Origin of the sequence: Rubritalea profundi (genome assembly GCF_002954445.1) — a bacterium.
In the GTDB taxonomy this organism is placed as follows: Bacteria; Verrucomicrobiota; Verrucomicrobiia; order Verrucomicrobiales; family Akkermansiaceae; genus Rubritalea; species Rubritalea profundi.
In genome coordinates, this window is the sequence record NZ_MQWA01000001.1 from 374482 (window position 1) to 387566 (window position 13085).

Below are 13085 nucleotides of genomic sequence, written 5' to 3' on the forward strand. Positions count from 1 at the left end.
TGCTTAGCTCCGGAACTGGAGGTCAGTACCAAAACCGTTGAGGCAGCGCTACGATTGCTTGAGAAGGAGGGCCTGCTGGTCGCTCAAGGCGCCGGACGCCCTACTATGAGACCGCCCGACTATGAGACAGACTAATTGACCTGAATCAGACAGACTAATTGACCTGCAAGGCGCCGGACGCCGGCGCAAGATCATACTGCCTGAGGAACTGCTCAGACCGCCCGACTATGAGACAGACTAATTGACCTGAATCGGAGGTCAGTACCACACACACGACTATGAGACAGACTAATTGACCTGAATCTGGAGTATTTCCTTTATCTGTAAGGGATCTTGAAAACTGATCTTGGTCTATGGAGGACTATAACAGCCACACACGACTATGAGACAGACTAATTGACCTGAATCTGGAGTATTTCCTTTATCTGTAAGGGATCTTGAAAACTGATCTTGGTCTATGGAGGACTATAACAGCCAGAGTTGTGTGGGGTAACAGGAGTGAATGGCAGGCAGAAGTGCGCAGGTGAGGTCTGAGCGCTGTGAGTCAGCAGCTTCGCTGGTATTATTTTGCAAGTTCGGATTGGTGGCCAAAAGTTACGTGGAATGCACTCAATTACAGCACCCGGGATGCTCCATATTCAGCTAATATGAGCCTCATAATAAGAGGGTGAGTTGACTTCAAAAAAACTCCAGAAAAGTCACTATAAAGCGTCGAAGACGCTTGACTTTGAAGGTGGGCGCCAGACCATTTTTATGGCCTCTATTCCAAACTCAATCCAATCAGCCTCCGCCGTCCAATCTCATATGCTCTCTTACATTGACGAGGCAGTCCAACAGGCCGATAAGCAGCACAAGAGTCGTGTCAATTCTGACTCAGACTGGGTGAGATACGGAATAGATCGTGTGCTACACCGTGCCATTCAGGCCTGGCCCTTTTTACATCCTGCTATTGTTCAACTCTACCGCATGAGATGGGATATTGAGAAGGTCTTCGATGACTTTAAAAATAAACTTGATGAGACGAAGGCTTGGTCGAAGAGTCTAACAGGTAAGTATATGCAGGCTCAGTTTATCGTGCTGGCTTATAATCTTCTTCTTAGAATGCGACAGCATATTGAAGAATCTGAAGATCTCAAAGAAGAGGCAATTATCAAAAAAAGTGAGCAGCGTTGGGGTCAAACAAAGAAGGTTTATGCAGACGCCAAGAAGTCGATACCGTCGTGGCTCGAAAAGCTTCGGAGAATCACTCAGATAAGTGTGAAGTTCATTCGTTGGGCGCGAGCACTATTTACACGGCAATGCTCGTGGGATACATCCTTGGAACTGCTGGATCATGAATACGGCCTAAAATAAACGCCACTTTTAGCCACCGATGGTTATTTTCAATATCCAACAGCCGACCATCCTACGCTAAGGTTACGGCACGGCATGGCATGGCACAACAAGGAATATCCAACTGAAGAAGGAACACAAATCCCAAGATGAGCAGCTTCAGATATCCTCGGCTGTGGACAAGAGTGCCCACCCTCCGGAGATGGGGCCGTGGATTGTAAATGTTCATCAAAGAAAAACATTGGTTGTGAAACTGACAAAATCACGCATAATAGAGGTATGGCAATTACCAAAGAACTACTCGAGAACGTGCTTAGCCTCCCCGACTCGGACCGTTCCTATCTGGTAAGCAAGCTCCTTGAGAGCCTTGATGATGGTGGTGTGTCCACGGAGTGGGACGTGGAAATCGCACAGCGAGTGAGCACCATCGATGACGGAAGTGCCCGACTGATTTCACATGACGAAGTCATGGCCTCAGCTAGTCGCGCCATCGGAAGCTAATCATCGAGTGATATGCAACCGAGTTGGCATGAAGAAGCTACGGGTGAATTTTGTCTATCCGCCGTTTACTATGAGAGTAAGACCGAAGGGCTTGGAGAACGTTTTATCATGGAGGTTGGAGCCACGGTGGCACGGATACTCTACGACCCCGAGTCCATCCGCGTATTTGGGCACGGTTGTCGAAAAATGAACCTCCGCCGCTTTCCTTATTCGGTGATCTACACCGTGCGCGAAGATCGTGTGCATGTGGTGGCTGTCATGGCTCATTCAAGAAAACCGGGCTATTGGATTAAGCGCTCATAATAGGTGCCTTACCGACTTCAAGACTCCATCACCGGCCCGATCGCCCCTCCCTCAACAAACTCGGCTTTGATCCACGTCTGGCGGGTGCCTTCTTTTCCGTCGCTGATGTTCCGGACCCAGCGCACGATGCGGTTCACTACCGGCGACGGCTCCAGCGGATATGCGAGACCGATGGCCGACACTTACCTCCTCTATTAGTCTGTCTTTTTCTTTTGCTTTGCAATTGCACTACCTCGCTTTCATGGCTTCATCAAATGAAACCATTTTGCTAGCATCCCCGGTCTCGATGGTCTTGATCATGGCGCCCCACTGCTTCGCGAATCTGCCGGTGGTGATATTCATCTTTTCAAGTCTCGGCAAAGCATGTTTCGCGCTACCGCCATATTTCGGCAGGACTGCCATCAGCATGCGAATCTTAAAACCATACTTGCCGCCTTCTTGATCAAACGCAGCGAAAGCATGTTTGATACCGCCCTCAATTTTGAGGTTGGCCAAGACCGTAATCGCACCTGTCCTCGGGCCTTGGCCGTGGTAGGAATGATAATTCCGGTCGAGATCAGTGACGATGTATTTAATTTTATCGCCGACATAGTGAAAATCCTCGATCGGCATGTGTTCGATCATGGTCAGACCAGAGCCGCGTCCGCTCTGGCGTGGGTGGTCGATTAATTTGCGGGCTGCTGTGTAGAACAACTTTTTATCTTTCACCAGTCCGGCCTTAAAGGGGTCAGCGCAGAGGAAGCTCAGGCCACGGCCGACCGCTTCGTCGAGGTGACCCAGTTTGTCTTTCGGTTGATCATCAGCAATCATCTTAAGCATGTCCTGGTAGTAAGGATAGGCGGATATCCCACTCATGGCCAGTGCACTCGCCGCGCTTGCCCGCAGGTAGAAGTCTTCGTCCTTGTTATTCATGACATCAGCCAGATCCTTGGATGCCTGCTTAACAATCTCCGGTGGACACTTGTAGCCGAAGTAACCGACGGCGCTGCGGCGTTCTTCTGGGGTGCCGTTCTTGATCATCTTGTTTATTTGGGGAAGGTAGCTGTGGTTCTTTGAGCGCAGTGTCCACAGGGCACCTCCGCGCACCTGTGGCATCTCATGCCCAAAAGCGGCGAACAATTCCTTATTACTCATGCCCGAGATATCCAAGCTCGCGAGCGCGATGGTATCATCAACCGCCTTGCCCTTCAGCCAAATCGACTTGTCGGCGCCCTTGCCAGTGATGTGGAGCTTAGCTCGTCCGAGGCAGTAGTTCACTAAGTGTGCACCCGCATCACTCATGCCGCGGTAGGTATAAATGCCATTTTTGTAGGAACAGCAGTCGTATGTGAAATTCCCATCCCACCTGCGGTTAAGTGTTTGCAGCCAGCGTGTTTCCTTAAAAAAGGCGACCGAGGCTTCAGGGCCGGACATGTTCGCGCCGAGTCCCGTCCAAAGTTGATTGAAGAAGTGACCGGTGTGTCCTCTTTCCAAGCCCTTGTTTGCCGCCACCGCCATGCGCGAGAAAAAGGCAGTCCCCTTCTTGTCTCCTCCAGCAGCAAAGGCAAGCGCAAGCGAAGCACCCTTTCCGTTGTCATCGTAAGCTTTGGAAAAGGGGTTGTGCACGCCGTAAGGAAGCGCACCTCGACCCACAAAACTGGAATAAAAAGTATGAAGCTGTTTGATAGCCGCCTGTATTTCAGGGTCCCTGACGCCACTCTTGTCGGCCAGAATCAGTCCCAGATACATCGGCGTACTGGTGCAATTCATCTGAGCGTAACCTGGCAGGCGTCCGTGCAGCGTTCCCTTATTGTCATTCTGTTCTGTCCCGGCAGTGGTATGCCCCCACATGCCACCGCCATCACGTCCCTTGGCAGCCGCGATCGCATTAGCCTCGATCGCAGGCAGCACATATTTGTCGCCTGTTAGTAAATAATATTCACTCAGTAATATCGTGGTATAAGCCAAATACCATACCTTGTTATTTTTCGTCAGGTCGAATTTAACATTGGGCTTCGCCCAAGCCGCGCTGTGAATCACTTTTTTAACGACTTCAATATATTTATCTTCACCCGTAGCCAGCAGCCCCAGTAATCCGATGTTCATTCCTCCACGGCCGTACTTCTTCGACTTCACGATATAATCAGCCGTCTGCGTAATAATCGCATCCGTTTTGGCGCAGCGGTATGGCGCAGTCGCGCTGTAGCTACCGAGCACCTTCAGTTGCAGTGTCACGCTCTTGCCTCCGTCGAGCATCAGCTTCAAGTGGCCCTTGCCCGCATCCGTCTCAGCCGCATCAATAGCATCCGCCAACTCCGTCCGGGTGTCCTTCTCAAACTGCTTGCCGCCCGCGCCAACGATCACATCGCCCGCCTTGATCTTGCCAACACCCGGAGATTTATCCTCGACCTTAACAATCTTGATATTAGTGGCAGATGTAATCCCATACAAACCCGTCGGCCCAAGACTGTGCTCCGCGTGGTAAAAACGGGCATTCAGTGTGCTACCGCCAAAGACCGCTAACGCGATGATGAATATGTGAATAAGAGTTCGAGTGTGATTGTTGTTCATAGGGTGGAGCTAAGCGTATCTGATTTCATATAATCGTTCATTCTGGCATATACTGTATATTGACTGATGCAAGGCTTTAGGAATGGTAACGACGCAGAGGCTCAGCCAAGCGCATCTCTCTACGTGGGCAGAGTTAGCGTGAGTTTAAGCTTGAGAATAATCGTAACATCACGTTCTCAAGCAAGTTATGATACGGCAGTTTGAAGATCAAAAAAACGTAACTACTCAGGCCGTCCGGCTGTAGACTATAGGAATGTGACTGCGTGTTTTTTTAACCACGAAGACTTGACACGGAGAGCGCGAAATTGCTAGGAATTTACTTTTTGGGTGAGGTGGTTGTGAGCATTGTGCTGGGGGAGAAAGGGGTTATCTTGGCGGCTTAGCGTGAGATGATTGGTTAAGCTGGCCTGCTGGTAGAGTTGCTAACCAGTGAGGAACAAAAAAATCACAAATCATGATGCGTGCCAGTATAATCCACTGAAGTGTGGGCCGCAGGTATTCGAAGAACGACGGTCGCGGCTTTCACGAGCCAATGAAAAAGGCCGGTCAACCGCATGAATAAATTGACCGGCCTTTGAAATTTAAGAACCGCTTACTTGCGACGGCGCTAGATTAGGACAAGCCCTCCAAGACCAAGTAAGGCTGTGGTGCTTGGCTCTGGAACAGCTGCGAGGAAGGAATAACTCACAACTCCCTGATCTTCATCGTCTCAGCTGATGTCCTGAGAGCCAGCGAGTCCTGTGATATCGCGTGGGCGCGATTACTGGGACTACAAAGTCTCCAGACTTTGTAGATTGACATGAGACTTTCTGACCATAGACAGCTACAGTAATTGACCAGAATTGTAGTTACTCCTTTTCACTGAAGTATGAAATCCCAAGCAAACAGGTTTACTGGGATGTCTAAACTTATGGCAAGTTACTTCTTCGCCCAGGAATCTCTCAATCCGACGGTGCGGTTGAAGACTGCTTTCTGACCGGAGATGTGCTGTTCACTGTCTGAGCAGAAATAACCAACGCGTTCGAACTGGAAAGTTGTCCCTGCTGCGGCAACGCCGAGACTAGGTTCGAGCTTGGCTGTGGTTTTCACCTCAAGGCTGTCCGGGTTCCAGCAGGCCATGTAGCCACCTTCGAAACCGTCAGGGTTTTCCTCAGTGAACAATCGATCGTAGAGGCGCACCTCGGCATCGACAGCGTGAGCGGCGCTGACCCAATGGATCGCAGCCTTACACTTTACTCCCTCAGGCGGGCTCTGGCCCACGGTTCCAGGAATGAATTCCACATGGACTTCAGTCACATTGCCGTCAGCGTCATTTTCATGGCTGACGTACTGGATGATGTAGCCACCACGGAGACGGACTGCACGGCCGGGTCCTAGACGGAAATACTTCTTCGGTGGATCTTCCATGAAGTCATCACGCTCAATGAAAACCTCTTTGCCCAAAGGCACGAGTCGAGTACCAGCCTCTGCATCTTCTGGGTTATTCTTGCATTCCATTTCTTCCACGGAGTCACCATCCCAGTTGTCGATGACGATCTTAAGCGGGTCTAACACTGCCATGCGACGCTCGGCGATTTTGTTGAGGTGAGCACGCAGCTCGAACTCTAACAATGCCACATCAGTGATGGCGTTGAATTTAGTAACACCGACCTTCTGGATGAACGATTTGATCGCTTCTGGGGTGTAGCCTCGGCGGCGCATCCCTGAGAGTGTCGGAAGACGTGGGTCATCCCAGCCATCGACGACCTCTTCTTCCACCAGCTGGAGCAACTTTCGCTTGCTCATGATAGTGTAGGTTAGATTGAGCCGTGAAAACTCGATCTGGCGAGGAGTCGCTGCTGTCGGGCAATGGTCAACCACCCATTCGTAGAGTGGACGATGGTCTTCAAATTCGAGGGAACAAAGTGAGTGAGTGACCTTCTCTTTGGCATCTTCTAGTGGATGCGCGAAATCGTACATCGGGTAGATATTCCAAGCATCGCCAGTTTTGTGGTGGTCGATATTGAGGACGCGGTAGATAGCGGGGTCGCGCATGTTCATGTTGCGCGCAGCCATATCGATCTTAGCTCTCAGTACTGCTCCACCGACCTCGAACTCGCCCTTCTTCATCTGTTCGAAGCGTGTGAGGTTCTCCTCCACGCTTGAATCGCGGTAGGGTGAATCAGTACCAGGTGTCTTCACATTGCCACGGCCAGCACGCATTTCTTCCACATTCTGGAGGTCCACATAGGCATTGCCTTGTTTGATAAGGTGCACAGCGCAATCGTAGAAATATTCGAAATAATCCGAGGCGAAATAGAGGTTCTCACCCCAGTCGAAGCCTAACCAAGCCACATCTTTTTTGATGGCATCCACATAGGCCGCATCTTCCTTCACCGGGTTGGTGTCATCAAAGCGCAGGTGACAAACGGCTCCAGAGCCTGCGTTGTCTTCAGCAATGCCAAAATTGATACAGATCGCCTTGGCGTGACCTATGTGCAGGTAGCCGTTAGGTTCTGGTGGGAAACGGGTGATCGTTGTCTGATGCTTGCCGTTGGTTAAATCCTCTGCGATGATCTCGCGGATAAAGTCTTTTTTGTCTTTAGAATTGCTCATGTGCTTGAACGAAAATTTGTTGTACGTTTCATGCTGTAATTTTCCCCAGCATGCAATCCCTATCAACTCAGATTGTTGAGTTACTGCTCGCCATTGGCTTCACGGCTACAAATGCAGGCATAAGAGTTGAGCTCATAAAAAATTCGGTTACCGTATTATACTCCACACGCTTTTCCCTCACCAGCCCCATGCCCACCTTCTCCAGCTTCGACACCACAGCGTTCCGCTACCAACAATGGGGAGAGGAGCAATCTCCCACGGCTCTCGTCATCGGCATCCATGGATTTTGTGGTGCGGCTTGCGACTTCAATGGCCTGGCTCACTTTCTCTGCCAGCAAAACCCCCAGCTCGGCTTAGTCGCCTACAACCTTCGGGGCATGGGGCTAGATCCTGTGACCGACCGGCGAGGTGACATCGAATCAGCCGACTACTGGGCGCGTGACCTTGTTAGTTTTTGCAGCCACATCCGCGCGCTCTACCCAGACGTCCCACTTATCTGGTGCGCTGAGTCGCTCGGCGCATTGATTGCCTGCGACACGCTATCTAGCTACCCACATGCTCGGGGATTTTGTGACGCGCTCATCCTCTACTCACCAGTGGTTGCAATAGACCAACAAGTGGCTTCATGGAAAATAGCACTCGCACGTGGGATTGCTGGTTTATTCCCTGAAAAACGCATCCCCCTCGACCTCTTCACCGGCTCGCAATCGGTGCAAGTCACTCTGGGAGCTGCCGACCACACGGCCCAGTCCAGCACCAATAGCTGGCACGTTTCAAGCTTCTCTATGCGGCTTCTCAATGCTATTGCTAGCTTGATCGAAGGTATGCCCCACGCCGCCGCGTCACTCAATCACCCAACACTCGTCATCAATGGCGGCCACGACTTTTTCACCCGGCCAGCGGCTCTAGAGCACTGGCTGACATTCCTCCCTGCCACTAACTCTGTGGAGCACAGCTATTTCCCAGAATCCTACCATCTCATGCTCTATGACTCGCATGCAGAAGCCATCTTTTCTCGTACTGCAGATTGGCTCGCCCAGAAAATATAAATAACTTTCCTATTGCCTCACGCTCAGAATCTCGCAACCATCCGGCATCTATGAAGCCACTTCACTTTCTTTTCATCGCCGCAGCAGCTGGAGCTCTCAGTAGCTGTGGCAGCATGAACGATCCAATATATTACGGGGATGGAGAAGCTAAGGTAACGGAGGTGAGCCAGCAAAGTTTACCCCCGGTGGCACAAGGCGATACCCCTACTCCAGTCACCGCAAATGTGGCACCTGCGAATAAAAAGCCACAAGCTCCTAGAAAGACCAGCCCATTCATGCTGCCTAATGTCTTCGACATGCCAAAAACTGAAGACCTCAAGGAGACGCCAACGTCCACACGCAATAACTCGGGCAGCCACGGTCTCACAGTGCCGAACCGATAGTTAGCGGCCGCGGAAAGAAATACAGACCCGGATCTTCTTGATCTTTTTTCCACCAGCAGCGTTGTCTTCAACCTCGAATATTCCGTATTTATTTCCGAGACCCTTAGCGGCGGATCACGATGTTCAGGCTCGATCCTCGATAGTGACCAGGGCGACAAGAAGATTGGTAGTAGCTGCCATTACGATAATGGCTGCGGGAATAATAATTTGGCCAATGACTATAGCCAAATCCGTATCCAAAAACATACCGGCTGTTGCCATAGATTGCTCTGCCGCGTACATGGGACTTCCGCCAAATCCGCCGAGCATCCCACTGGTACGCATCCTTAAACAGTGGTTCCTTTTTTTCCAGCTCAGCCGAACTCTCATCCTTGGCTAACACTCGCACCACATTTCCCTCGGCATCGTACCATTCTTCCTCTTGCGCCAAAGCTGGACTGACGAGCAAGCAACTGATGAGTAAATAAAAGACTTTCATTCCACCTCAAGATACACCACACCCTCTTCGAAACGAAACATTTTCATCAGTATGCGCCCACACAAGAAATTCGTCCCCTTCCCCTTCGAGTACCACCAAGAAATCGACATCACCGTCGACTCCCTCTCCAATCTTGGTGTAGGCATCGCTAAAGTCGATATCCCTGCGTCACAGGAAGAAGGTGAAACCGAAACCACTAAATGGGTCGTCTTCGTCCCCTTCGCACTTCCTGGCGAAAAGGTTCGTACCCGTATTTTTCGCAATGACAACAATTGCTCCCAGGGCGACCTAATAGAAGTTCTTGAACCGTCCCCACACCGCATCGAACCCAAGTGCTCGCTCTTCGGTGAATGTGGTGGCTGCCAATACCAACACGTTGATTACCCGACTCAGGTGAAATGGAAGACTCGTCAGGTTGGCGAACTCCTCCAGCACATGGCCGGTATCGACCACCCAGTGCTGCCAGCCATCGAGTCCCCACGCCAGTGGAACTACCGGTCTAAGCTCACCCCCCATTTCCAGAAGCCTAAGAATGGTAAAATCACTTCAATCGGTTTCCTCCGCAACGGCCAGCGCAACAACATCCTCGATGTCCCACAGTGCCCGATCGCCATGGAAGAGATCAACGATGCTCTGCCACTTCTTCGCAAATTAGCGCACCAAAATGCCAAGGAATACAAGAAAGGCGTGACCATGCTGATGCGCGTCACAGAAGGCAAAGTAGAAACTAACCACCGCGCAATCGCCACAGAAAAAGTAGGCGATCTCACATTCAATTTCCTTGCTGGCGACTTCTTTCAGAACAACCCATTCATCCTGCCAGCATTCACTCAGTATGCTGCGGATCAAGCATCAAAGGGCGGTGCTAAATACCTTGTTGATGCTTACTGCGGCTCAGGTCTCTTCGCTGTTTCACTAGCCTCGAGCTTCGAAAAAGTGGCGGGTGTGGAAGTGTCAGAAACTGCCGCTGACTGGGCGCGTGCCAATGCCCGCCAGAACAATATCACTAACGCCACATTCAAGGCGGCAAGCGCTGAGGCGATCTTCGAAGACATCGACTTCCCCGCTGACGAAACTGCTGTAGTCATCGACCCGCCGCGGAAAGGATGTGACGAGGTATTCCTCAACCAGCTCTTCGCCTTCGGTCCATCACGCTGTGTTTACATTTCCTGTAATCCATCCACCCAGATGCGCGACCTCAAGTCCTTCCTAGATGCTGGCTACATCCTCGAAGAAGTCCAGCCCTTCGACCTCTTCCCACAGACCCGCCACCTCGAGTGTGTTGTGGTCCTTAGAAAAGGAAAATAAGTCAAGCTTGTGCACAGCCCTTGGTTTGCTCAGAGTCGATAGATGAAAATCCTTTTCGTCTGTCTCGGTAACATCTGTCGCTCACCTGCGGGCGAAAACATTTTCCGCCACACCGCCCGCAAGGCTGGTGTCGCAGCTCAGTTTTCTATCGACTCGGCTGGCACTGCTGCTTGGCATACTGGCAAGGGGCCTGATGCTAGAATGACTCAGACGCTCACATCCCGTGGTGTCGAAGTCACAGGAAAAGCCCGCCAAATCCAGCCAGCCGACCTCGCAGAGTTCGATCTCATCCTCACGATGGATGACGAGAACTACGCCAATGTCAGAAAGCTCGATCCAGCTGGAACCTTCGCTGAAAAGATTCAGAAATTCACCAGCTATTGCCAACACCACGAGCAATCCGAAGTCCCAGACCCTTACTATGGCGGCCAAGATGGATTTGACCTCGTTGCCGACATGCTCGAAGAAGGCAGTTCCTGCTTGATTGAGAAGTATTCATCATAAAACCTCTAAGAATCCACCCGACTTCTGCGTATGGAATGCAAGTCTCCCGACTTATCGCTTGCGCTTGGCGCTGGCTATTCCATCATACTTTTTCAATCAAGCGCGCATTCGACATTTTTCTAAATATCAACACCACCGCTCCAAAGCCCCTGCACACCCCCCCTATCGCAGGCATACAAAGCATGTTGCCGCCACACAGCCCAGCTGTTACAATTACTTTAACGAAAACTAACTCAAGGAACCAAAACTATGAATCTTCTCGCACACACTTTACGCATCATCGGAGCTTCCCTGCTCGCCGCTAACCTGCTCCAAGCGGCAGAAAACCAGCATGCACCCTACCTCTCTATCAAGCTTGAGATGGAGCACGCTATCGACAAGGGCAATCAGTTCCTCAAGCAGCAGCAAGACCCAAAAGGTTTCTGGAAGAATGACCAAAACCCAGCCTACACAGCTCTCGCACTCACCGCGGCTCGCCGTTCGCCAAATGATGCCGATGCCAATGCTGACCACATCAAAAAAGGATACGAATGGCTCGTTTCCACTCAGAACAAGGATGGTGGCATCTATGTCAAAAGCCTAGCGAACTACAATACGTCCACCGGTCTCATGGCTCTATCAGCCTCTGGCGACCCCGCGCACAAGGAACCCATTCTCAAGGCTCGCGGATTCCTCATCGGCCTCCAACAAGATTGGGGTACAAAAGGAGAAACCGACAATGCCAATGACGGCGGCATCGGCTACGGTAGTTCCTACACACACTCAGACATGTCTAACACCTACCTCTCGATCGAAGCTCTCAAGCTCTCCGAGTCGTTCGCCAAAGACACTGGAACTAAACAGCCAGAACTCAATTGGGAAGCCGCCATCAAATTTGTTTCACGCACCCAAAACCTCGAAGCCACCAACGACTTCGAAGCCCCCAAAGACGATCCAGGTATCGGCAACGACGGCTCATTCGTTTACTTCCCAGGTAACTCCAAAGCTGAAAACGAGAAGCATGCCGATGGCCGCGACACCCTCCGCGGATACGGATCCATGTCCTACGCCGGCCTGCTTTCCTTCATCTACGCCGACCTCGACGAGAACGACATCCGCATCAAAGCTGTCATATCATGGCTCAACGACAACTACACGCTGGAAGAAAACCCCGGTCTCGGTGACCAAGGCCGCTATTACTACTACCAAGTCATGGCTAAAGCTCTCAACGCCGCTGGTATCGACACCCTCACAACTAAGGATGGTGTTAAGCATGATTGGCGCAATGAGCTAGCCACCAGAATCCTCTCCAACCAAAAACCCGATGGATCATGGGTCAACGAGAATTCACGTTGGCGGGAAAATGAGTCAGAACTCGTCACTGCATTTGCGGTTCTCACTCTAGAGCAAATCTACCATTCCATTCCTGAAGCGAGGAAAGCGAAGTAGTCCACTCAACCCCATTTCAGAAAATTTCTGCAATGCCTTATCCCATGACTCCAGCTCAGCGTGAGCACGTTACTTCTCTCACAGCGGCTGAGCGCCACTTTCATTTCATTGATAAAGTAGTAGAACATCAAGCTGTCTGGACCCTCAAAAAGGGAGAAGAACTGCTACTTTTCCGTGACGACAATGGAAAAATGAGCATCCCCGTCTGGCCTCACCCTGACTATGCTCAGGTGATCGCGCCAAGTACTTGGCGCAATGCCTCCGTGATGCGCATTGACCTCGATTCATTCCTCAACCGCACGCTTCCGAGCTGTGTCAAAGACGACGTCCACTTTCTCGTGTTCCCAGTCTCGGACAAAAAAGGCAACGTTGTAGCCGCTAAAGATCTACAGCAAGAGCTCTCAGACGCACTTGAAAACGCTAAGAATAAAAAGCCTCGCACTCTCGATGACCTCCCCACACTCCCCGACGACTTCATCGCCCAGCTCTAGAACACGCGGCATAAGTTAACTTTCATGCCCTCCTTCTTGTAAGGATGTAAAGAGCTCAGCTAAGACCCCATCTAGTTCACCCTGACTGTCTAAAGTCTAAATGTCCAAGGTCCAGCTTCATCGCGTGGTCGCGATTTTATTAATAAAATAAAGTCACCAGACT

General features: G+C 51.0%; 13 protein-coding genes. 9 read left to right on the forward strand and 4 right to left on the reverse strand.

The genetic code is table 11. The features are described 5' to 3' along the window. Nucleotides 1-753: 753 nt before the first annotated feature. From BSZ32_RS01705 to BSZ32_RS01715, 3 genes are all read left to right on the forward strand, one after another. Nucleotides 754-1353 (forward strand): transposase, encoded by a 600-nt coding sequence (locus tag BSZ32_RS01705; protein WP_129589535.1) that lies wholly within the window; start codon nucleotides 754-756, stop codon nucleotides 1351-1353. Nucleotides 1354-1611: 258 nt separating this feature from the next. Beyond that, the gene (locus BSZ32_RS01710) at nucleotides 1612-1833 is read left to right on the forward strand and encodes an addiction module protein (RefSeq protein WP_105041812.1); all 222 of its coding nucleotides are present in this window, start codon (nucleotides 1612-1614) and stop codon (nucleotides 1831-1833) included. A 12-nt stretch (nucleotides 1834-1845) separates the two neighbouring features. Next, on the forward strand, nucleotides 1846-2136 hold the full coding sequence (locus BSZ32_RS01715; RefSeq protein WP_105041813.1) for a type II toxin-antitoxin system RelE/ParE family toxin: 291 nt from the start codon (nucleotides 1846-1848) through the stop codon (nucleotides 2134-2136). A gap of 228 nt (nucleotides 2137-2364) precedes the next feature. Here BSZ32_RS01715 and BSZ32_RS01720 read toward each other — a convergent pair whose 3' ends face one another. From BSZ32_RS01720 to BSZ32_RS01730, 3 genes are all read right to left on the reverse strand, one after another. Beyond that, a complete protein-coding gene (locus BSZ32_RS01720; RefSeq protein WP_105041814.1) occupies nucleotides 2365-4686 on the reverse strand; it encodes a DUF6288 domain-containing protein in 2322 nt (773 codons plus the stop codon). A gap of 607 nt (nucleotides 4687-5293) precedes the next feature. Next, the gene (locus BSZ32_RS20475; RefSeq protein ID WP_105041815.1) at nucleotides 5294-5374 is read right to left on the reverse strand and encodes a PEP-CTERM sorting domain-containing protein; all 81 of its coding nucleotides are present in this window, start codon (nucleotides 5372-5374) and stop codon (nucleotides 5294-5296) included. 230 nt (nucleotides 5375-5604) lie between these two features. Then, complete coding sequence (locus BSZ32_RS01730) at nucleotides 5605-7281, reverse strand: glutamine--tRNA ligase/YqeY domain fusion protein (RefSeq protein ID WP_105041816.1); 1677 nt, start codon at nucleotides 7279-7281, stop codon at nucleotides 5605-5607. A 50-nt stretch (nucleotides 7282-7331) separates the two neighbouring features. Here BSZ32_RS01730 and BSZ32_RS01735 point away from each other — a divergent pair, with 50 nt between their 5' ends. Then, a complete protein-coding gene (locus BSZ32_RS01735) occupies nucleotides 7332-8330 on the forward strand; it encodes an alpha/beta fold hydrolase (RefSeq protein WP_105041817.1) in 999 nt (332 codons plus the stop codon). Between the two features lie 50 nt (nucleotides 8331-8380). Next, a complete protein-coding gene (locus BSZ32_RS01740) occupies nucleotides 8381-8713 on the forward strand; it encodes a hypothetical protein (protein ID WP_105041818.1) in 333 nt (110 codons plus the stop codon). 103 nt (nucleotides 8714-8816) lie between these two features. Here BSZ32_RS01740 and BSZ32_RS18185 read toward each other — a convergent pair whose 3' ends face one another. Continuing rightward, on the reverse strand, nucleotides 8817-9191 hold the full coding sequence (locus tag BSZ32_RS18185; protein ID WP_129589536.1) for a hypothetical protein: 375 nt from the start codon (nucleotides 9189-9191) through the stop codon (nucleotides 8817-8819). A 51-nt stretch (nucleotides 9192-9242) separates the two neighbouring features. On the opposite strand from BSZ32_RS18185, the gene BSZ32_RS01750 reads away from it, so the two are divergent. From BSZ32_RS01750 to BSZ32_RS01765, 4 genes are all read left to right on the forward strand, one after another. After that, a complete protein-coding gene (locus BSZ32_RS01750; RefSeq protein WP_105041820.1) occupies nucleotides 9243-10499 on the forward strand; it encodes a class I SAM-dependent RNA methyltransferase in 1257 nt (418 codons plus the stop codon). A gap of 42 nt (nucleotides 10500-10541) precedes the next feature. After that, nucleotides 10542-11003, forward strand: coding sequence for a low molecular weight protein-tyrosine-phosphatase (locus tag BSZ32_RS01755; protein ID WP_105041821.1), 462 nt, complete (start codon nucleotides 10542-10544; stop codon nucleotides 11001-11003). Nucleotides 11004-11252: 249 nt separating this feature from the next. Next, nucleotides 11253-12431, forward strand: coding sequence for a prenyltransferase/squalene oxidase repeat-containing protein (locus tag BSZ32_RS01760; protein ID WP_105041822.1), 1179 nt, complete (start codon nucleotides 11253-11255; stop codon nucleotides 12429-12431). Between the two features lie 32 nt (nucleotides 12432-12463). Continuing rightward, nucleotides 12464-12922 (forward strand): DUF2750 domain-containing protein, encoded by a 459-nt coding sequence (locus tag BSZ32_RS01765; protein ID WP_105041823.1) that lies wholly within the window; start codon nucleotides 12464-12466, stop codon nucleotides 12920-12922. Nucleotides 12923-13085: the final 163 nt, after the last annotated feature.

Bases quoted from the DNA above. Each gene is read 5' to 3' on its own strand.
- BSZ32_RS01705 (WP_129589535.1), top strand. From the start codon at position 754: ATGGCCTCTATTCCAAACTCAATCCAATCAGCCTCCGCCGTCCAATCT.
- BSZ32_RS01715 (WP_105041813.1), top strand. From the start codon at position 1,846: ATGCAACCGAGTTGGCATGAAGAAGCTACGGGTGAATTTTGTCTATCC.
- BSZ32_RS01750 (WP_105041820.1), top strand. From the start codon at position 9,243: ATGCGCCCACACAAGAAATTCGTCCCCTTCCCCTTCGAGTACCACCAA.
- BSZ32_RS01735 (WP_105041817.1), top strand. From the start codon at position 7,332: ATGCAATCCCTATCAACTCAGATTGTTGAGTTACTGCTCGCCATTGGC.
- BSZ32_RS01755 (WP_105041821.1), top strand. From the start codon at position 10,542: ATGAAAATCCTTTTCGTCTGTCTCGGTAACATCTGTCGCTCACCTGCG.
- BSZ32_RS01765 (WP_105041823.1), top strand. From the start codon at position 12,464: ATGCCTTATCCCATGACTCCAGCTCAGCGTGAGCACGTTACTTCTCTC.
- BSZ32_RS01730 (WP_105041816.1), bottom strand. From the start codon at position 7,281: ATGAGCAATTCTAAAGACAAAAAAGACTTTATCCGCGAGATCATCGCA.
- BSZ32_RS01710 (WP_105041812.1), top strand. From the start codon at position 1,612: ATGGCAATTACCAAAGAACTACTCGAGAACGTGCTTAGCCTCCCCGAC.
- BSZ32_RS01740 (WP_105041818.1), top strand. From the start codon at position 8,381: ATGAAGCCACTTCACTTTCTTTTCATCGCCGCAGCAGCTGGAGCTCTC.
- BSZ32_RS01720 (WP_105041814.1), bottom strand. From the start codon at position 4,686: ATGAACAACAATCACACTCGAACTCTTATTCACATATTCATCATCGCG.
- BSZ32_RS18185 (WP_129589536.1), bottom strand. From the start codon at position 9,191: ATGAAAGTCTTTTATTTACTCATCAGTTGCTTGCTCGTCAGTCCAGCT.
- BSZ32_RS01760 (WP_105041822.1), top strand. From the start codon at position 11,253: ATGAATCTTCTCGCACACACTTTACGCATCATCGGAGCTTCCCTGCTC.